Origin of the sequence: Streptomyces albireticuli, from assembly GCF_002192455.1 — a bacterium.
Lineage (GTDB): Bacteria > Actinomycetota > Actinomycetes > Streptomycetales > Streptomycetaceae > Streptomyces > Streptomyces albireticuli_B.
Window position 1 is genome coordinate 5,986,317 of the sequence record NZ_CP021744.1, and the last position, 19,997, is coordinate 6,006,313.

General features: G+C 73.7%; 16 protein-coding genes. 13 read left to right on the plus strand and 3 right to left on the minus strand.

Going from position 1 to position 19,997, the window contains the following annotated elements:
* Nucleotides 1-44 precede the first annotated feature (44 nt).
* Nucleotides 45-1,244: an acyl-CoA dehydrogenase family protein gene (locus SMD11_RS25960; protein ID WP_087928746.1), complete on the plus strand. Its 1,200-nt coding sequence runs from the start codon at nucleotides 45-47 to the stop codon at nucleotides 1,242-1,244.
* A 20-nt stretch (nucleotides 1,245-1,264) separates the two neighbouring features.
* Here SMD11_RS25960 and SMD11_RS25965 read toward each other — a convergent pair whose 3' ends face one another.
* The gene (locus tag SMD11_RS25965; protein WP_087928748.1) at nucleotides 1,265-1,702 is read right to left on the minus strand and encodes a cell division protein SepF; all 438 of its coding nucleotides are present in this window, start codon (nucleotides 1,700-1,702) and stop codon (nucleotides 1,265-1,267) included.
* 273 nt (nucleotides 1,703-1,975) lie between these two features.
* Between SMD11_RS25965 and SMD11_RS25970 the strand changes: the two genes are divergently transcribed.
* From SMD11_RS25970 to SMD11_RS26005, 8 genes are all read left to right on the plus strand, one after another.
* Nucleotides 1,976-3,214 (plus strand): DUF5685 family protein, encoded by a 1,239-nt coding sequence (locus SMD11_RS25970; protein ID WP_087928749.1) that lies wholly within the window; start codon nucleotides 1,976-1,978, stop codon nucleotides 3,212-3,214.
* A gap of 442 nt (nucleotides 3,215-3,656) precedes the next feature.
* Nucleotides 3,657-5,594, plus strand: coding sequence for an FAD/NAD(P)-binding protein (locus SMD11_RS25975; RefSeq protein WP_087928750.1), 1,938 nt, complete (start codon nucleotides 3,657-3,659; stop codon nucleotides 5,592-5,594).
* Nucleotides 5,595-5,805: 211 nt separating this feature from the next.
* Nucleotides 5,806-6,852: an LLM class flavin-dependent oxidoreductase gene (locus SMD11_RS25980; RefSeq protein WP_087928751.1), complete on the plus strand. Its 1,047-nt coding sequence runs from the start codon at nucleotides 5,806-5,808 to the stop codon at nucleotides 6,850-6,852.
* A complete protein-coding gene (locus tag SMD11_RS25985; protein WP_087928752.1) occupies nucleotides 6,849-8,195 on the plus strand; it encodes an NtaA/DmoA family FMN-dependent monooxygenase in 1,347 nt (448 codons plus the stop codon). The genes SMD11_RS25980 and SMD11_RS25985 overlap by 4 nt, the downstream gene beginning before the upstream one ends.
* A 5-nt stretch (nucleotides 8,196-8,200) precedes the next feature.
* Nucleotides 8,201-9,004, plus strand: coding sequence for a DUF1684 domain-containing protein (locus SMD11_RS25990; RefSeq protein ID WP_087928753.1), 804 nt, complete (start codon nucleotides 8,201-8,203; stop codon nucleotides 9,002-9,004).
* 267 nt (nucleotides 9,005-9,271) lie between these two features.
* Nucleotides 9,272-10,195: a S1 family peptidase gene (locus tag SMD11_RS25995; protein ID WP_087928754.1), complete on the plus strand. Its 924-nt coding sequence runs from the start codon at nucleotides 9,272-9,274 to the stop codon at nucleotides 10,193-10,195.
* Between the two features lie 176 nt (nucleotides 10,196-10,371).
* Nucleotides 10,372-11,220, plus strand: coding sequence for a slipin family protein (locus SMD11_RS26000; protein ID WP_234366167.1), 849 nt, complete (start codon nucleotides 10,372-10,374; stop codon nucleotides 11,218-11,220).
* A gap of 267 nt (nucleotides 11,221-11,487) precedes the next feature.
* The gene (locus SMD11_RS26005; RefSeq protein ID WP_234366168.1) at nucleotides 11,488-12,405 is read left to right on the plus strand and encodes a S1 family peptidase; all 918 of its coding nucleotides are present in this window, start codon (nucleotides 11,488-11,490) and stop codon (nucleotides 12,403-12,405) included.
* Nucleotides 12,406-12,520: 115 nt separating this feature from the next.
* On the opposite strand, the gene SMD11_RS26010 is transcribed toward SMD11_RS26005, so the two are convergent.
* Nucleotides 12,521-12,982, minus strand: a complete 462-nt coding sequence (locus tag SMD11_RS26010; protein ID WP_087928756.1) for a subtilase-type protease inhibitor — start codon at nucleotides 12,980-12,982, stop codon at nucleotides 12,521-12,523.
* 412 nt (nucleotides 12,983-13,394) lie between these two features.
* Here SMD11_RS26010 and SMD11_RS26015 point away from each other — a divergent pair, with 412 nt between their 5' ends.
* The 4 genes from SMD11_RS26015 to SMD11_RS26030 all read left to right on the plus strand — a co-directional run bounded on the left by SMD11_RS26015 (nucleotide 13,395) and on the right by SMD11_RS26030 (nucleotide 19,029).
* Nucleotides 13,395-14,366 carry an ABC transporter permease gene (locus SMD11_RS26015; protein ID WP_087928757.1) on the plus strand — a complete coding sequence of 324 codons (972 nt, stop codon included), beginning with the start codon at nucleotides 13,395-13,397 and terminating at the stop codon, nucleotides 14,364-14,366.
* Between the two features lie 68 nt (nucleotides 14,367-14,434).
* A complete protein-coding gene (locus SMD11_RS26020) occupies nucleotides 14,435-16,219 on the plus strand; it encodes an ABC transporter substrate-binding protein (protein ID WP_087928758.1) in 1,785 nt (594 codons plus the stop codon).
* A gap of 6 nt (nucleotides 16,220-16,225) precedes the next feature.
* Nucleotides 16,226-17,218, plus strand: coding sequence for an ABC transporter permease (locus tag SMD11_RS26025; RefSeq protein WP_087928759.1), 993 nt, complete (start codon nucleotides 16,226-16,228; stop codon nucleotides 17,216-17,218).
* On the plus strand, nucleotides 17,215-19,029 hold the full coding sequence (locus tag SMD11_RS26030) for a dipeptide ABC transporter ATP-binding protein (RefSeq protein ID WP_234366169.1): 1,815 nt from the start codon (nucleotides 17,215-17,217) through the stop codon (nucleotides 19,027-19,029). The genes SMD11_RS26025 and SMD11_RS26030 overlap by 4 nt, the downstream gene beginning before the upstream one ends.
* On the opposite strand, the gene SMD11_RS26035 is transcribed toward SMD11_RS26030, so the two are convergent.
* Nucleotides 19,026-19,946, minus strand: coding sequence for a terpene synthase family protein (locus tag SMD11_RS26035; protein WP_087928760.1), 921 nt, complete (start codon nucleotides 19,944-19,946; stop codon nucleotides 19,026-19,028). The two genes, SMD11_RS26030 and SMD11_RS26035, sit on opposite strands and share 4 nt — an antisense overlap.
* Between the last annotated feature and the right edge of the window lie 51 nt (nucleotides 19,947-19,997).

Below are 19,997 nucleotides of genomic sequence, written 5' to 3' on the forward strand. Positions count from 1 at the left end.
TCAGGCCGGCCGCCGCGGCCGGCGCCGTAGTGTCGGAGGCTGGCATGTCCGTACCCTCGTCCCCCCGCAGCGCGACCACGTTCGATCCGCACGACCCCCTCGGCATCGACGATCTGCTGACACCCGAGGATCTCGCCGTCCGCGACACCATCCGCCGCTGGGCCGCCGACCGCGTCCTGCCGCACATCGCCGGCTGGTACGAGCGCGGGGAACTCCCCGTCATCCGGGAACTCACGCGCGAACTCGGCGCCATGGGCGCTCTCGGCATGCCGCTCACCGGCTACGGCTGCGCGGGCGCGAGCGCCGTGCAGTACGGGCTCGCCTGCCTGGAGCTGGAGGCCGCCGACTCCGGCATCCGCTCCCTCGTCTCCGTGCAGGGCTCCCTCGCGATGTACGCGATCCACCGCTTCGGCTCGGAGGAGCAGCGGCAGCGCTGGCTGCCCGGCATGGCCGCCGGCGAGCTCATCGGCTGCTTCGGGCTCACCGAGCCCGACCACGGCTCCGACCCGGCCGGGATGCGCACCCGGGCCAAGCGCGACGGGAGCGACTGGGTGCTCACCGGCCGCAAGATGTGGATCACCAATGGCTCGGTGGCCGACGTGGCCGTTGTCTGGGCGCGCACCGACGAGGGGATACGGGGCTTCCTCGTGCCCACGGACAGCCCCGGCTTCTCCGCGCCCGAAATCACCCATAAGTGGTCACTGCGTGCGTCCGTCACGAGTGAACTGGTCCTCGACGAGGTGCGGCTGCCGGCCGACGCGGTGCTCCCGGAGGTCACCGGACTGCGGGGTCCGCTCGGGTGTCTGAACCACGCGCGCTACGGGATCGTGTGGGGCGCCATGGGCGCCGCGCGCAGCAGCTTCGAGTCGGCGCTGGACTACGCCCGCTCCCGTGAGCAGTTCGGCCGGCCCATCGGCGGCTTCCAGCTCACCCAGGCCAAGCTCGCCGACATGGCGCTGGAACTGCACAAGGGCATCCTGCTCGCCCACCACCTGGGGCTGCGCATGGACGCGGGGACGCTCCGCCCGGAGCAGGTCAGCTTCGGGAAGCTCAACAACGTGCGCGAGGCGATCGACATCTGCCGCACGGCCAGGACCGTCCTCGGCGCCAACGGGATCTCGCTGGAGTACCCCGTGATGCGGCACGCCACGAACCTGGAGTCGGTGCTCACCTACGAGGGCACCGTGGAGATGCACCAGCTGGTGCTGGGCAAGGCGCTCACCGGTCTCGACGCGTTCCGCTGAGCACCCGCCCGCGAGGGGCGTCAGCTCTGGTTGAAGAAGCCTCCGTTCGTCCGCCCCGTGGGTTCGCCGTTGAGCACCTTGTAGTCGGCGGGGGTGAGCAGGAAGACCCGGTTGGCGACCCGCTCGATGGAACCGCGCAGGCCGAAGGTCAGCCCCGCCGCGAAGTCCACGACGCGCTTGGCGTCGTTGGGCTCCATGCCGGTGAGGTTGACGATCACCGGCACCCCCTCGCGGAAGAGCTCGCCGATGCCCCGGGCGTCCCGGAAGCCGTCCGGGGTGACGGTCGCGATCCGCGTGCCCTGTTCCTGCGCGGTCTCGTCCGCCACCCGCACCTTCGGGTTGGTCACCCAGGAGTCGCCGGGCTCGGGCCCCTCGGCGTAGTCGTCGTCGTAGTAGCGCTCGTCATCGCTGTCGTCGACGAGGCCGAGCCAGGCACTCGCCTTGCGCACCGATCCCATGGACGCCTCCTCTCACACGCGGTGTGGTCCGACCGCTTCTCTATCGTCGTCCATGATGCGGATGATGTGCCAAGTGGATGGCCGCCAAGCGAGGATTTCGTGACGCATCTGGTGCAAAGCGCTTGGCGGTGCGTCAGAAAGCCCGAGAGCTTCGCCACACGCTCTGGACCTGGGCATATGCGGTACGGGGAACGGTCCGCGGGCTGCGGACCGGTGTGGTTGTCCGGTGATTAGGATGCCCGGGTCCATCCACACCACACACGGGGGCTTGAATTGTTCGGGATCATCAGACCATGCCGGCACCGCCTCTCGGAGGCGATGCGCACGGAATGGATGGCCCACTTGTGCGGGCTCTGCCTCGCCCTGCGCGGTGACCACGGACAGTTCGCGCGCGCCGCCACCAACTACGACGGACTTGTCATATCGGTGCTCGTCGAGGCCCAGTCGGCGCGCGCCGAGGACGCCGGCTCCTGGCGGCGCACGGCCGGTCCCTGCCCGCTGCGCGGCATGCGCACCGCACCGGTCGCCCGGGGCGAGGGGGCGCGGCTCGCCGCGTCCGTCTCGCTCGTCCTGGCGTCCGCGAAGATGCGCGACCATGTGGCCGACGGTGACGGACTGTTGGCCCGGCGCCCGGTCGCCGCCGCGGCCCGGCGCGTCGCCGCGAAGTGGGACCGCGCCGGGGCCCGTACCGGATCGGACCTCGGTTTCGACACCGCCGTCCTCGTCGACGCGGTCGACCGGCAGGCGGGCATCGAGGCCCGCGCGGGCGCCGGCACCCCGCTCCTGGACATCACCGAGCCGACCGAGACGGCGACCGCCGCGGCCTTCGGCCACACGGCGGTCCTCGCCGGCCGGCCCGGCAACAAGGAGCCGCTGGAGGAGGCCGGCCGGCTCTTCGGCCGGCTCGCGCATCTCCTCGACGCCGTCGAGGACCTGGCGGAGGACCGGGCGACCGGGGCGTGGAACCCCGTCGCCGCCACCGCGACGGACCTCGCCGAGGTGCGCCGGCTGTGCGACGACGCCGTGCACGGCGTACGCCTCGCCCTGCGCGAGGTCGACTTCGCGAGCAAGGCGCAGGGCAGGCTGGCGCACCTGCTCCTCGCGCACGAACTGGACCGGGCGGTGGACCGGGCGTTCGGCACCTCGGGCTGCGGCCACCAGGGGCACGCGGAGGCGGCCGCGGGCGGCCCCGAGGCCCCCGGCGGGCAGGCCGTGGGCGCCTTCGGGCCGCCGCCGGTCATGCCGCCCGGCGCGCCGCCGGAGCCGCCGCGCTGGGGCAAGCAGCGCGGGCTGATCGCCGGCTGCGCGGTGTGGAGCGGTCTTCTGTGCACCTGTCAGCTGTGCTGCGCCGACCCGTTCCACGACCCGTGGAGCGGGCAGCCGCGCCAGGGGTGCTGTCACAAGTGCGACTGCGGTGACGGGGATTGCAGTAACTGCGATTCTTGCTGTGACTGTTGCAATTGCTGTGAAAACTGTGACTGCTGCGACTGTGGGTGTGACTGCGGCTGCTGAACGGGCGTACCGGCCACCGGGCCGCCGCTCCGTGCGGACGACGTGCGAGGGGAAGCGCGGCCTGCGGGCCGCGCGGGCACAGCGGGGGTGAAGGCGTGCGAGGGCGCGCGGGACGCGTCAGCCCTGACGGGGGACCGGGCACGAGGCCGGACAGGAGCCCGGACACGCCGCCGACCAGACATGACCGAAGTCGATGTGGTCCCGGGTGACCAGCCGTTGCCCTGAGTGCATGGGCCAAGTGGAACAGCCTTCCGTTTCCGCGTCAACCGGCTCCGGTGCGTTCGTCCGGCATGTGGACCGCGATATGGACACCCGTCCGGAGACGCTTGACAGCGGGCCGTGGCCCCGGCTTAGCCTCGGGGTCCGGCCGTGCTGAGGGGCGCGGTCCGGGTGTGAAGGCGTCAACTCCCGTGTTCGATCACCGCATCCACGGAGCCTTCGCATGCCCGCGCGCCCGGCGGTACCGTCCGCCTCCTCCCGCACCCCCGTGATCCCCGGCGGAAACGGTTCTCCCCCCGCCTCACCCCCTGTCCCCTCGCTCGTCGTCATCGGCGCCGGCCCCCGGGGCACCGGCATCGTCGGACGCCTCGCCGCCAACGCCCCCGAGCTCCTCGCGGGCCGGCGCCTCGACCTCCACCTCGTCGACCCCTACCCGCCCGGCGGCGGCCGGATCTGGCGCGACCGCCAGTCCCCGCTGCTGTGGATGAACTCCACGGCCGAGGACGTCACGATGTACGACGACGCCTCCGTCGTGCACGAGGGCCCCCGCCGCCCCGGCCCCTCCCTCGCCGAGTGGGCCGCCCAGATCCGCGACGGCACCCGCCCCGCGGACGGCCTCGACGACGCGACGGCCCGCGAGGCCCGCGCGCTCACCGGGCGGAGCTTCGCCGGCAGACGGCTCCAGAGCGCCTACCTCCGCTCGGTGTACGAGGAGGCCGTGGCCGCCCTGCCGCCCGGGATCACCGTCCACGAACACCGCCGCCGGGCCCTCGGCGTCACCGCCGCGCCGGACGGGCGGCGGCACGTCCGCCTGGCGGGCCGGTCCGCCCCGCTGGCCGCCGACGTCGTCGTCCTCGCCCTCGGCCATCTCCCCAGCCGCCCCGACGCCGAACAGCGCGCCCTGACCGCCTTCGCCGCCCGGCACGGACTCACCTACCTGCCGCCTGACTTCACCGCCGACAGCGACCTGAGCGCCCTCCGCCCCGGCGCACCGGTCCTCGTGCGCGGCTTCGGCCTCGCCTTCGTCGACCTCATGGTGCTGCTGACCGAGGGCCGCGGCGGCCGCTGGGGCGAGGACCGCGCCGGCGATCCCGTCTACCACCCCTCCGGCCGCGAACCCGTCCTCCACGTCGGATCCCGGCGCGGTGTCCCGTACCGCTCGAAGATCGGCTACTCCTGGCGGGGCGAACGGCCCCCGCTGCCGCGCTTCCTCGGCCCCGCCGAGATCGCCCGGCTGCGCCGCCGCCCCGGCCCCCTCGACTTCGACCGCGACCTGTGGCCCCTGATCGAGAAGGAGCTGGGATTCGCCCACTACCACCGGCTGTTCACCGCGCACCCCGAGCGCACCCGCCTCGGCTGGCCCGCCTTCGAGGCCCGCTACGCCGCCTGCGCCCCCGGCGGCGCCGGGCTCCTCGCCCTCGTCGCCTCGGCCGTGCCCGACCCGGCCGACCGGCTCGACCTCGCCGCCCTCGACCACCCCCTGGCCGGACGGCGCTTCCCCGACCAGGAGTCGCTCCAGGACGGCCTGCGCGCCCACATCGAGGCCGACCTCGCCCGCCGCCACGACCGCCGGCACAGCCCCGACCTCGCCGTCTTCCTCGGTCTGCTCTCCGTCTACGGACAGCTCGCCCAGCTCGGCGACGTGGGCCCCTGGTGGCACGGCTTCTTCAGCTACCTGGCCTCCGGCCCGCCCGGTCCCCGGCTGCGTCAGCTCCTCGCCCTCTCCCGGGCCGGCGTGGTGCGCTTCGCCGGCGCCGGCCTGACCGTGACCGCCGACCACGAGCGCGGGCTGTTCCGCGCCCACAGCACCGCCGTCCCCGGGCGGTACACCGAGGCCACCGCCCTCGTCGAGGCCCGGCTGCCCGCGCCGACCGTCGACCGCTCCGCCGACCCGCTGCTGCGCGCCCTGCGCGCCGAGGCCGCGGTCACCCCCGCCGGGCTGCTCGCCGTCGACCCCGACGACGGCCGCGTACTCGACCCCGCCGGCCGCTCGCACGCCCGCCTGTTCGCCCTCGGCCCGCACACCGACGCCCGCGCCACCGGAGCCTTCGCCCGGCCGGGCACCAACGCCCCCGCCTTCCGGCAGAACGACGCCACCGCCCGCGCCGCCCTCAGGACGCTCCGCGCCCTGTCCGACCGGACGGCGGCGCCCGGCACCTGACCCGTACCCGCCCGCGCACCTGACCCGTACCCGGCACCTGACCCGTACCCGGCACCTGACCCGTACCCGGCACCCGACCCGTACCCGATCACGCAGCTGACCCGTACCGGCCCACGCACCTGACCTGTACCCGATCACGCGCCCGACCCGTACCCGATCACGCACCCGCCCCAGCGCCCTGACCCCGCGCCCGACCCAGCAAGGGACGCCCATGCCCGCACCGACCCGGCCCACCCGGCCCCTCCACCTGTCCGTCGCCCTCGACCGTCTCGCGGGCCACGGCGCCGAGCCCTACCTGAGCGCCGCCCGCCTCGCCGAGCGCGGCAGGCTGGACTTCGTCACCCTCGGCGACAGCCTCGGCCCGCCCCACCGGGGCACGAGCCGCCTGGACGCCCTCGCCGTCCTCGCCCGGATCGCCCCCGCCACCGAGCGCATCGGCCTGGTGCCGACCGTCACCACCACGCACACCGAGCCCTTCCACGTCTCCTCCGCCGTCTCCACCCTGGACTGGGTGAGCCGCGGCCGGGCCGGCTGGACCGTGGACGTCTCGGCGGACGAGGCCACGGCCCGGCACTTCGGCCGCCGCGCCGCCGCGCCCGCCGCCGAACTCTGGCGCGAGGCCGGCGAGGTCGCCGACGTCGTCACCCGGCTCTGGGACAGCTGGGAGGACGACGCCGAGATACGCGACACCGCCACCGGACGCTTCATCGACCGCGACAAGCTCCACTACGTCGACTTCGAGGGCACCGGCTTCTCCGTCCGCGGCCCCTCCATCGTGCCCCGCCCGCCCCAGGGGCACCCGGTCACCGCCGTGGACGCCACCGACCCGCTGCCCCGCGCGGTCGCCGCCGCCCACGCGGACCTCGCCTTCCTGCGCGTCCCGCGCCACGGCGACGGCACCCGCGCGCTCCGCGCCGCCCGCGACGACCTGCGCCGCCGGGCCCGGGACGCGGGCCGGGGCGAGGAGCTCCCCCTCGTCGTCGCCTCCCTGTCCGTCGCGCTGTACGCGGCCGCCGACGCCGTCGCCCTCGCCGACCTGGCGGGCGCCTGGTACGCGGACGGCCTCGTCGACGGCCTCCACCTCCGGCCCGAGGACCCCGGCCGGGACCTCGCCCTCCTCGTCGACGGGACCGTGCCCGTGCTCCAGCACCGGGGCCTGCTGCGCTCCTTCTACCCGGGCGGCACGCTCCGCGAGCACCTGTGCCTGCCGCGCCCCGCCAACCGCTACGCACGCGTCCGCACCGAGGGGGCCGCATGAGCCAGGACCACGGCGCCCACCGGGGCCGCAAGCAGGTCCACCTGGCCGCCCATTTCCCGGGCGTGAACAACGCCACCGTCTGGGCGGACCCCCGCTCCGGCAGCCAGATCGACTTCTCCTCCTTCACACACCTCGCCCGCACCGCCGAACGCGGCCTGTTCGACTTCTTCTTCCTCGCCGAGGGGCTGCGGCTGCGCGAGAACCGCGGCCGCGTCCACGACCTCGACGTCGTCGGCCGCCCCGAGTCGCTCACCCTGCTCAGCGCCCTCGCCGCCGTCACCGACCGGCTCGGCCTCGCCGCCACCGTCAACGCCACCTTCAACGAGCCCTACGAACTCGCCCGCCGGCTCGCCTCCCTGGACCACCTCAGCGGCGGCCGCGCGGCCTGGAACGTCGTCACCTCCTCCGACGCCTTCACCGGCGAGAACTTCCGGCGCGGCGGCTTCCTCGACCGGGCCGACCGCTACACCCGCGCCGCCGAGTTCGTCGCCACCGCCCGCGAACTGTGGGACTCCTGGCCGGCGGACGCCCCGGGCCGGGACGCCGCCCCGCGCCCCTTCGCCCACCGCGGGCGGCACTTCGACATCTCCGGCACCTTCGACGTGGCACGGCCCCCGCAGGGCCACCCCGTCGTCATCCAGGCCGGCGACTCCGACGAGGGCCGGGAGTTCGCGGCCTCCGCCGCCGACGTCGTCTTCACCCGGCACGGCACCCTCGACGCCGGCCGCGCCTTCTACACGGACGTCAAGCGCCGGCTCCGCCCGTACGGCCGCCGCCCCGGGGACCTGAAGATCATGCCCGGGGTGGCCGTCGTGCTCGGCGACACCGCCGCCGAGGCCCAGGAGAAGGCCGCCGGGATCCGCCGGCAGCAGGTGTCACCGCAGACCGCCCTGCTCACCCTGGAACAGGTCTGGGGCCGCGACCTGTCGGCCTACGACCCGGACGGCCCGCTGCCCGACATCGACCCGGACCCGGCCGGGGAGGTGGCGCGCGGCCGGGTCGGCGTCGCCGACCCGCTCGCGGTGGCCGCCCGGTGGCGCGCCCTCGCGGAGGCCAAGGGCCTCTCCATCCGGCAGACCGTCATCGAGACGTCCGCCCGGCAGTCCTTCATCGGCACGCCCGGGGCCGTCGCCGCGGAGATGACGGAGTTCGTCGCCGAGGACGCCGCCGACGGCTTCATCCTCGTCCCGCACCTCACCCCCGGCGGCCTGGACGACTTCGTCGACCAGGTCGTACCCCTGCTCCAGGAGCGTGGCGTGTTCCGTACGGAGTACGCGGGCACGACCCTCCGCGAACACCTCGGCCTCCCCGCCGCCCGGCAGCCGGACCGTGTGAAAGGTTGAGCCGCATGACCACCGACGCACAACAGCAGTGGAAGGCGTGGCACGAAGAGCGCACCGGTACGGTCGCCGCGCCGTACGGTCCGCTCTCGCTCACCGGCACCTTCTGGCTCTCCGATCTCGCCGACGGTCGAATTCCGGCCTTCCCCGGTGACCGCGGTGAGGCGGTCCCGGGGCACTGGGCCGACGCGGGCGAGGCCGTGCTCCTCACCGCCGCGGCGGCGGACGGGCTGACCGTCGACGGCCGCCCCGCCGAGGGGGAGTACCGCCTCGCCGCCGACGGCGGGACGGCCACGGCCCGGGTCGCGCACGGCACGCGCAAGCTGCTCGTCATGCGCCGCGAGGGTCTCTGGGCCGTGCGCGTCTACGATCCGGAGTCCGCCGCCCGCCGGGAGTTCACCGGCATCGGCGTCTTCGGCCACGACCCGCGCTGGTCGCTGCCGGGGCGCTACCGCCCGTACGAGCAGGACCGCCGGATCAGGGTCGGGAACGCCGACGGGCGCGAGCGCGGTCTCGGCCTCTCCGGTGAGCTGGCCTTCGACATCGACGGCGAGGAGCACATCCTGCGCGTCGCGGCCGAGGGGGACGGCGGGCTGTGGGCGGTGTTCGCCGACGGCACCAGCGGCCGGACCAGCTACCGCTTCCGCTTCCTCTACACGCCCCCGCCCGCGCCGGACGGGCGGGTGACCGTGGACTTCAACCGCGCGGTGCTGCCCCCGTGCGCCTTCGCCGACGCGTTCATCTGCCCCTTCCCGCCGCCCGGCAACACGCTGGCGGCCGAGGTGCCGGCGGGGGAGCGGACGGTTCTGTAAGCGGCGGCGGCGGGGGCCGGGGGCGCTCTCCCCGGGCGCCCGGCGCGGGCGTGCCCGGGCGCGCGCTCCCGTCCGGGCCACGGAGGGTCCCGGGCCCGCGTCCGAAAGATGCTCTTGCGCCGTGGTGCGCCGGGCCCGAATACTCCCGAACAGCGCGCTTGTCAGGGGCACGGCGAAGCGGAACCCGGTGTGCCCATGCGGCCGCGCCTCATGGGCCCGCGCCCACACCCCACCCGCGGACCCCCGACCCCACTCGGGAGGCACTACGTGAGGACGCAGCGCACCACCCCCCACCGCCGATCCGCGAGACGAACCGGAATCGCCGCCCTGGCAGCCGGCCTCGTCACCGCGTCCGCCCTCGTCGCGACCAGCGCCCACGCCGAGCCCGGAGCCACCGGCTCCGCGCACTCCGCCGCCCAGCTCTCCGCGGCGAGCGCCGCGGTGCGGTCGGCGGACGTCGCGGGCACCGCCTGGGTCGTCGACAAGGCCACCGGCGACCTCGTCGTCACCGCCGACTCGACGGTCTCCGCCGCCGCGATAGCCAAGATCAGACAGGCGGCCGGACCGAACGCGGACGCGATACGCGTCGAGCGCACCCCCGGCACGCTCAGGAAGCTCATCGCCGGCGGCGACGCGGTCTACGCGCCCACCTGGCGCTGCTCCGCCGGGTTCAACGTGCGCAAGGGCAACACCTACTACTTCCTGACCGCGGGCCACTGCACCGAGGGCAAGCCCGCCTACTACGCCAACTCCGGCCACACCACGAGCATCGGCCCCTCGACCGGGACCAGCTTCCCGGGCAACGACTACGGCATCGTGCAGTACACCAACACCTCCCTCGCGCACCCCAGCGAGGTCAACCTCTACAACGGCAGCGCGCAGCGCATCACCGCCGCGGGCGAGGCGACCGTCGGGCAGTCCGTGCGGCGCAGCGGCTCCACGACCCGGGTGCACGACGGCAAGGTCACCGGCCTGAACGCCACCGTCAACTACGGCAGCGGGCAGATCGTCCGCGGCCTGATCAAGACCACGGTGTGCGCCGAACCCGGTGACAGCGGCGGCGCCCTCTTCGCCGGCTCCACCGCCCTCGGCCTGACCTCCGGCGGCAGCGGCAACTGCACCTCCGGCGGGACGACCTTCTTCCAGCCGGTCGGCCCCGCGATGCGGGCCTACGGGGTGAGCATCTTCTGACCCCGTACCCGGTCCGCCCGAAACCCCTGACCGCGAGCGAGCACGATCCCTTCCCCAAGCCTTGCGGCCAGCAGCACAGGAGCCCCCGGTCCGGCCAGGGCCGGGGGCTCGACCCCTGCCCAGGACGGGCATACCGTGGGATATGACACCTGACGTGCAGGGCAGGGGGCCGTGCCATGGTCGAGGAACTGGTGATGGCGGCGGTGGGCGCCGCGTCCGCGGGCGTGGCGTACGTGGCCGCGGGCGCCCGAGTGGTCAAACAGTACGAGCGCGGCGTCGTCCTGCGGCTCGGCCGGCTCCGTGACGAGGTCCGCCCGCCGGGGTTCACCATGGTCATCCCGGGGGTGGACCGGCTGCGCAAGGTCAACATGCAGATCGTCACGATGCCCGTCCCCGCGCAGGAGGGCATCACCCGCGACAATGTGACCGTAAGGGTCGACGCGGTCGTCTACTTCAAGGTCGTGAACCCGGCCGAGGCCGTGATCGCCGTCGAGGACTACCGCTTCGCGGTCTCGCAGATGGCCCAGACCTCCCTGCGCTCGATCATCGGCAAGAGCGACCTCGACGACCTCCTCTCCAACCGCGAGAAGCTCAACCAGGGCCTGGAGCTGATGCTCGACAGCCCCGCCATCGGCTGGGGCGTGCAGATCGACCGGGTCGAGATCAAGGACGTCTCGCTGCCGGAGACGATGAAGCGCTCGATGTCCCGGCAGGCGGAGGCCGAGCGGGAGCGGCGGGCCCGCGTGATCAACGCGGACGCGGAGCTGCTGGCCTCGAAGAAGCTCGCGGAGGCGGCGGCGACCATGTCCGAGCAGCCGTCGGCCCTGCAACTGCGGTTGCTCCAGACGATCGTGGCGGTGGCGGCGGAGAAGAACTCGACGCTGGTGCTGCCGTTCCCGGTGGAGCTGCTGCGGTTCCTGGAGCGGGCGGGGCAGGTGCCTGGCGCGCCGGCTCCGGGGGGTGAGCGGCCTTCCGCCGCGCCGGCTTCGGAGAACGGGCCTGCGGCGGCGGGCGGCACGGCGTAGGCGGGGCCTGAACGGGTTTTCCCCTACCCGCCCCTTCCCGTTTCCCGGGGCTCCGCCCCGGACCCCGGTCCTCGAACGCCCCCGGGCGCGCGTCGGCGGACCCGCACAACCGGCAGTCCGCCTTGTGCGCGCCCTCCACCCCTCGGGACAATCGACGCGCAACTTGGCATGGACGCGCCTTCCGTAAAGCCGAGGGTGCGCCGCTGCCGTGTCCTCCGGGCCCCGGGCACCCCACTGCCGGGCCCGCCCCCCACTGGAGGTGTCGAGTTGAAGCGATCCTGGATGCCCGTGCGGACCCTGCTGGCCGCCGTGGCAGTCGCCGCCTTCGCGGCCGTGACCCTCAGCCCGCAGGACGCCGACGCGTCGACGGCCGCGGAGTCCGCGGCGACGTTCTCTCGGTCGGAACTGGTCTCCGCCCAGGCGGCGTTGGACGCCGGCGAGCCGATTCCCGGCACCACCTGGGGGGTGGACCCCAGAGTCAACCGGGTCGTCGTCACCGCCGACCCCACCGTCAGGGGCGCGCAGCTGGCGCGCCTGAAGCGGGTCGCCGCGGGTCACGGGGGCAAGGTGGTGCTGAGGAGAAGCGCCGCGAAGCTCACCCGGTTCCTCGCCGGTGGCGACGCGGTGCGGGGCTCCGGCGTCCAGTGCTCGCTCGGCTTCAACGTCACGCGGCCCGGGAAGCCGGACGGCTTCCTCACGGCGGGGCACTGCGGCAACGTCGTGACCACGTGGTCCGACGCGGGCGGCGGCCCGTCGGTCGCGCGGACCGAGAGCGGATCGGTCTTCCCCGGCCATGACTACGCCCTCGCCGCGTACACCGGCACCGCCGTCGCCCACCCGAGCGTCGTGGACCTCCACGACGGCACGACCCAGCCCGTGACCACGGCCCGCGAGGCGGCCGTCGGTGAAACGGTCCGGCGCAGCGGCTCCACCACGGGGGTGCGGAGCGGCGTCGTCAAGCGCACCGGTGTGACCGTCACCTATCCCGAGGGCCGGGTCACGGGCCTGACCGAGACGTCCGCCTGTGCCGAACCCGGCGACAGCGGTGGCCCCTTCTTCGCCGGCGGCGACGCGCTGGGGCTCCTGTCCGGCGGCAGCGGCGACTGCGCGGCGGGCGGGACGACCTACTTCCAGCCCGTGACGGCGGCCCTCGCCGCGTACGGCGCGGCCCTCGGCGGCTCCTGACAGCGGCCCGGACGCGCCACCACGCACGGGGCGGCCCCCGGACACACCTCCACGGTGTCCGGGGGCCGCTTCACGTCCGGGCCCTGGGGCCCGGCACCCGTTCCTCGAATCCGCCTCAGAATTCGAAGACCAGGCCCTTGCCGGCCTTGGCCATGCAGGGGTTGGCGAACGTGTGCTCGTAGCTGACCCGGCGTCCGTCCCAGACGCCCTCGGCGGTCACGACGGTCGGGTTCCACTCCTTGGTGCAGACCGTGTCCGACTTGATCCGGGTGACCTTGTCGAAGTCACCGCCGGCGGCGCGCAGCTGGGTGCATGCGCCCTTGGCGTCCGGGTGGCTGCCGGAAGCCTTCGGCGTGCAGGTCAGCGTGACCGCGCGCTGCACACCGGACTCGGCCGCGGTGGCGCCCTGGCCGACGGTCAGTACCAGCGCGGACGGCGCGTACAGGCTCTGGGTCTGGGCCGCCGCGGCGGGGGCGGGCTTGGGTGCTGCGCTCGCGGTCGTCGTTCCGGCGGCCGCCAGACCGCCGCCCAGAATCAGCGCGGCGCCCATCGCGATGCCCCCAGTGATGTACCGCATTACGAACACTCCCTTGGTCGTCGGTTCAGATAACGGACCGGAGTCTTGCCCAAGTTGGGCATGAACGCACGTCGAACGGACACTTTCGGTCGCTGGTTGAAAACCCTGAGTAGTGGCCGGATCGGAAGTGAGGCACATCTCCTCGCAGGCGTCCGGCGGCCGTTCGACTTCGCACGCATGACCGATTTGACGGAAAGTGGGCGAATTAATGTTACGGGGATGTTGACCAGCAAAGATTCCTTGTAATCAATGATGAATTATCCAAGCAGCCTTCGAAATTGTGATTTGCGGTCACTTGGGCCATCGGATCTAATGAGTCGCACCCCGGGGTGGGAGACCCCCGCAACCGGCCGAAAAGTGGCCCGCCAGATGACCAGTCGGCGGCCGGAGTGATTCAGGAGCGCGGCAGCAAATGGCCGAAGTGCACTCAAGAGGACGCCCCGAACGGCCTTCCCGCGGCCCCTTCGCCACCGCCGCGCGGGCCTTCCGCCGCGACCGGACCGGCATGGCCGCCCTCGTGGTCGTCCTCCTCTGCGGCCTTCTCGCGCTCACCGCCCCCCTGATCGCCGCGGCCTACGGCAAGAACCCCACGACGCACTACGGACAGGACGACCCCGGCCTGCTCAGCGCCGAGGGCCTGCCGGTCCTGCCCAACGGCGGCATCTCCGCCGAGCACTGGTTCGGCATCGAACCCGGCCTCGGCCGCGACGTGTTCACCCAGCTCCTCTACGGGATGCGCACCTCGCTGCTGGTCGCCCTCGCCTCCGTCGCGGTGATCGCCGTCGTCGGTGTCGTCCTCGGGGTCACCGTCGGCTACCTCAGCGGCCTCGCCGACCGGGCCTTCACCTTCGTATGCAATGTGCTGCTCGCTTTTCCGACACTCCTGCTGCTCCTCGCCCTCAGCCCGGTCGTCCAGACGCGCTTCGTCGACCCCGGGGAGAACGAGCCCGCCTGGATGCAGTTCACCTCGCTCATCCTGGTGTTCGCCGCCTTCGGCTGGGTGCCGCTCGCGATGGTGCTGCGCACCGCCGTACGGTCCCTGCGCGAGCGGGAGTTCATCGAGGCGGCGCGGGCCCTCGGCGCGAGCCGCCGGCACATCGTCCTGCGCGAGCTGCTGCCCAACGTCTGGGCCCCCGTGCTCGTCCACATCACCCTCGCCGTCCCCGGCATCGTCACCGCCGAGGCCGCGCTGTCCTTCCTCGGCGTCGGCATCAACGAGCCGGTCCCCGACTGGGGCCGCATGATCTCCCGCGGCTCCGAGGTCTTCTACGACGACCCCACCTACATGGTCTTCCCCGGCGTGACGATCCTCGTCTTCGTCCTCGCCTTCAACCTCCTCGGCGACGCCGTACGGGACGCGCTCGATCCCCGTACCGCGCGCTGACCGCAGGCACCCCTTCCGCTTTCCGCAACGGCATCACTTTCCCGCCCTTCCGAACCACGGAGTTCACCATGCCCCGCTTCCGCACGCGCACCGCAGCCCTACCGGCCCTCGCCTCCGCCGCCGTCATGCTGCTCTGCTCCTGCTCGGCCGGCGCGGGCGAGTCGGACGCGGGGAAGGACAAGGGCGCGAGCGGCGCACCCAAGAGCGGCCAGCGGCTGACCGCCACCCTCGGCACCGCCGAGGACAGCCGGGGTCCCGCCCCCGAGGTCCAGGGGGCCCGTAAGGGCGGCACCATCAAGGTCGCCAACCTCAAGGACTACGGCCACCTCGACCCGCAGAAGATCTACGCGGGCGAGGGCTACAGCACCTCGCTGCTCTGGGGCCGCCAGCTGACCCAGTACCAGGTGGTGGACGGCAAGCCGAAGCTCGTCGGCGACCTCGCCACCGACACCGGGCGCTCCTCCGACGGCGGCCGCACCTGGACCTACACCCTCAAGGACGGCGTGGCCTGGGAGGACGGGCAGCCGATCACCTCCGAGCACGTCAAGTACGGCATCGAGCGCACCTTCGCGCCCGGCTTCGAACTCGGCCCCACCTACTGGCCCGAGTGGCTCACCGGCTCCGAGGACCGCACCGCCGCCGTCAAGAAGTACGCCGGCCCCGAGCACGGCGACCTCGACGCCATCGAGACGCCCGACGCCAGGACCATCGTCTTCCGCTTCCCGCGGCCGCAGTCCGACGTCCCCTACATGGCCGCCCAGTCCTCCTCGTCCCCCGTCCGCAAGGACAAGGACACCGGCACCGGCTACGACACCAGGCCGTTCGCCACCGGCCCGTACAAGATCGTCGAACACAAGCAGAACCAGAGCCTCACCCTGGAGCGCAACCCGCACTGGAAGGCGGAGACCGACCCCATCCGCCACCAGTACGCCGACCGCTTCGAGTTCACCTTCGGCAAGAAGATCCTCAACACCGCCCAGGAGGTCCTCAACGGCCGGGGCGGCGGTGCCGACACCGTCACCACCAAGAGCGAGGTACCGCCGGAGATCTACGCCGAGGCCCAGCGCGACGCGAAGAAGAAGGACCTCCTCGTCGCCGGCAGCCAGGGCGCCTACACCAACGACCTCTACATCAAGAACAGCCGGGTCACCGACCCCGAGGTCCGCAAGGCCATCCACTACCTCTTCCCGCGCGAGCAGGCCCGCCAGGTCCTCGGCGGCCCGCGCGTCGGCGACTTCGCCACCACGCTCTCCTCGCCCGCCGTCGTGGGCTGGAAGAAGTACGACCTCTACCCCGTCAAGCCCGCCGGCGACATCGAGAAGGCCAAGGAACACCTGGCCCGGGCCAAGAACAAGCCCGAGTCGCTGACCTACGCCTACGAGACCGAGAGCCCCCAGGACGACCGGCTCGCCCAGGTCCTGGTGGACGCCTTCGCCAAGGCCGGCATCAAGCTCGTCACCAAGCCCCTGGAGCCCGCCGCCTTCACCAGCGAGGTCTTCCGCGGCGACGCCCCCTACGACCTGTGGATCTCCACCAACTCCGTGGACTGGCCCACCCCGTCCACCCTGCTCCCCGACAGCTACCACAGCAAGCTCGACGCCCTGGCCAACGGCATCCGCTACGCCAACCCCGCCGTCGACAAGGAGCTGGAGCGCATCGCGGGCATCGGCGACGCCAAGGAGAAGGCGGACGCGCTCATCGACCTGGAGCAGGTCGTCATGAAGGACGTCCCGGTCGTGCCCTTCCTCTACACCAGCGTCACCCAGTTCCGCGGCGAGAACATCGGCGGCGCCGCCATCCACCCGATCTACGGCTCCATCGCGGCGGCCGGGCTCTACCTCAAGAAGTCCTGACCCGACATGACCGGTTACGTCCTGCGACGTGCCCTCCAGGCCGCGGCGGTGCTCCTCGCGATCACCGCCGCCGCCTTCGGGCTCTTCTACGCCGCCCCTTCCGACCCCGCGCTCATCGCCTGCGGCCCCAAGTGCGACACCGCCCAGGTCGAGGCCGTCCGCCACAGCATGGGCCTGGACCAGCCGCTGGCCGGGCAGTACGCCGACTACCTGCGCGGCCTCGTCGCCGGGCGCACCATCAGCGACGTCGACGGCACCCCCATCGACTGCGCCGCGCCCTGCCTCGGCTACTCCTACACCCTCCACCAGCCGGTCCTCGACGCCATCGGCGACCGCTTCCCCGTCACCCTCTCGCTCGCCGGCGGCGCCCTCGCCGTGATCGTCGTCCTCGGCGTCGGCGTGGGCTTCGCCGCCGCGCTCCGCCGCGGCACGGCCACCGACCGGCTGCTCTCCGGCTTCACCCTGGTCGGCGCCAGCGTGCAGATCTACTTCCTCGGCTACGCCCTCCAGTACCTGCTCGTCTACACCACCGACCTCTTCCCCGTACCCGGCTACGCCCCCTTCGGTGACGGCCCCGGCGCCTGGGCGGCCGGACTGCTGCTGCCCTGGCTCGTCCTCGGCTTCGTCAACGCCGCCGTCTTCGCCCGCCTCGCGCGCTCCCAGATGCTGGAGACGATGCACGAGGGGTACGTCCGCACCGCGCGCGGCAAGGGGATGAGCGCCCTGCGGGCCCACCTGAAGTACACCGGCCGCGGCGCCGCCGCACCGCTGGTGCAGCTGCTCGGGCTGGAGGCGGGCGCCCTGTTCGGCGGGGCGTTCATCACCGAGACCGTCTTCGGGCTCGGCGGCGTCGGCAAGCTCGCCGTCGACGCCGTCGTCCAGAACGACCTCCCGACGGTCGTCGGCACCGTCCTGCTCGCCGCGTTCTTCGTGGTGCTCTTCGTCGCCCTCGCCGATCTGGTGGTGGCCTGGCTCGACCCGAGGGTGAGGCTCGCATGACGCACGCGCTCCGCACGGATCCGGCACCGGCGCCGGCCCCCGCGCCGGAGGGGACCCGCGCCCCGGTGCTCCGGGTGCGCGACCTGACCGTCTCCTTCACCGCCCGGGGCCGGTCGGTGACCGCCGTCCACGGCCTCTCCTTCGACCTCGCCCGCGGTGAGGTCCTCGGCCTGGTGGGGGAGTCCGGCTCCGGGAAGTCGACCGTCGGACTCGCCGCGATGGGGCTGCACGACGCCGCCCGCACGACGGTCGGCGGCAGCGTCACGGTCGGCGGCACCGAGGTCGTCGGCGCACCCGAATCCGCGGTGCGCGCCCTGCGGGGCGCGCGGATCGCCATGGTCTTCCAGGACGCGCTGGCCGCGCTCTCGCCCTTCCACACCGTGCTGGAGCAACTGGCCGAGGCCTACCGGCTCCACCACCGGGCGGCGGGCCGCGCCGAGGCCCGGGAGCGGGCGCGGGCGATGCTCGACCGGGTCGGCATCCCGGCGTCCCGCGCCCGCGACTACCCGCACCAGTTCTCCGGCGGGATGCGGCAGCGGGTGATGATCGCCATCGCGCTCGTCAACTCCCCGGACGTGCTCATCGCGGACGAGCCGACGACGGCCCTGGACGCGCGGGTGCAGCGGCAGGTGCTCTCGCTCCTGGCGGAGCTGCGGGAGGAGAGCGGCACGGCGGTACTGCTGATCACCCACGACGTGGGCGTCGTCGCCGCGACCTGCGACCGGACGCTGGTGATGCGAGCGGGCCACCTCGTGGAGTCGGGCCCCACGGGCAAGCTGCTGACGCACGCGGAACACCCGTACACGCGTGCCCTGATCGGTGCCGCGCCGACGCTGGAGACGGTGCCGGGGACGCGGCTGCCGACGGTGGAATCGGCGGAGGCGACCACCACGGACCCGGACGGGGCGCCGGCCGGTCAGGCGCCCGCCGGACACGGCCGGGCGGCCGTGTCCGAGCTGCCCGGCGTGCCGGCCGCGTCCGGTGGCGCCGTACCGGACCGGGTCGCGCCCGGTGAGCCCCCGTCCGGCGGGGCGCTCGCCGAAGTCGTCGACCTCCATGTGTCCTTCGGCGGCCGCCGCTCGCTCCTGGGCCGCCGGGCCGAGCCCGTACGGGCCGTGCGCGGGGTGAGCCTGCGGGTCGGCACCGGGGAGACGCTCGGGCTGGTGGGGGAGTCCGGCTCTGGGAAGTCCACGACGGCGCGCGTGCTCGCGGGGCTCCAGCGGCCCACCTCCGGGAGCGTCCGCTTCGACGGGCGCGACATCGCCCGGGCGGCCGTCGACACCCGGCTCCGCCGTGAGCTCAGCCGGGACGTGCAGCTGGTCTTCCAGGACCCGTACGCCTCGCTCAACCCGCGCCGCACGGTCGAGGAGAGCGTCACCCTGCCCCTGCGCGTGCACACGGACCTCGGCGCGGACGCCCGCCGGGACCGGGCGGCCGAGCTCCTCACGCAGGTGGGGATGGACGCGGACCACCTGGACCGCTATCCGCACGAGTTCTCCGGCGGCCAGCGCCAGCGCATCGGGATCGCCCGCGCCCTCGCCCTCCGCCCCCGCCTGATCATCGCGGACGAGCCGGTGTCGGCGCTCGACGTGTCCGTGCAGGCGCAGGTGCTCAACCTGCTCATGGACCTCCGTGACGAGCTGGGGCTGTCCCTCCTGTTCGTCTCGCACGACCTGGCCGTCGTCCGGCACTTCTGCGACCGCGTCGCGGTGATGCGGGCCGGGACCGTGGTGGAGAGCGGGCCGCGCGACGAGGTCTTCGACGACCCGAAGGCCGCGTACACGCGGGAGCTGCTCGCGGCCACCCTTTAGCGCCCCCGCGCCCCCGCGCCGCCGCCCGTGGAGGGGACGGGCGGCGGCGCGGGGCGCCGGGCGCGCAGCAGGTCGACCGGGGTCCCGGCGATGTCCTCGGTGAGGCTGAGCCGGCCGCCCTCCAGGGGCCGGACCCGGTCGCCGGGCAGGGCGGGCCCGCCGATCCAGAGGGTGAGCGCCTCGGTGTAGGCGGCGGCGGCCGACACCGCCGCCGCGGGCAGCCGGCGCCGCGCCATGTCCCGGTGCAGGGCCGCGAGCGCGCGCCGGAACGCCTCCCGGCGGGCGGCGAGACGCTCGGACTCCTGCTGCCCGGTCCGGTGCCGGGACGGGGCGGCCGGAGCGGGACAGAGGAGGGCGGCCGCGTCGTCCATCGCCCGGAAGGCCGGCAGCGCCCGGACCCCGGCCGGGACCTCGTACCCGCTGGTGTATTCGACGAGCGCGAACAGCGGCCGGGCCGGCTTCGCCGACGCGCCGGAGCCGAGGAACTCGCGGAAGCGGGCCAGGAACCGCAGGCGCCACTCCGGTGACATCGCCGGGGCCACCATCCGCCAGGCGTCGGCCAGGCCGCGCTGGAGCGCGGTGCGCGGCGGGGGAGTGCGGCCGGCGTCCAAGGGAAGGAAGGGCAGGAACTCGGGCGGCGCCTCGCTGGACGGCAGGGCCCGCTCCCGCTCCTCGGACTGGTCGAGGTAGATGAAGAACCAGACGAGCCAGGCTGTGCCGCGTTTTAATCGCTCGCACTCCGCGTCGGGCATCACCCGGGCCGCGAACGCGGCGCAGCACGCTCTGCGGAAGCGCCGCTGGGCGGTGAAGGACTGGATGAGCCCGGTCCGCCGCACCCACCGGTCGATGAACGCGGCGGTCTCCGCGGCATGGGGATTGGCCCGGGGAACGGTGACCGGCGGCCGCTCACTGGCCATGGGGCTCCTCACCGGGTAGCGCTCTCGGGGACCTGGGGGTCCTCAGGTTCT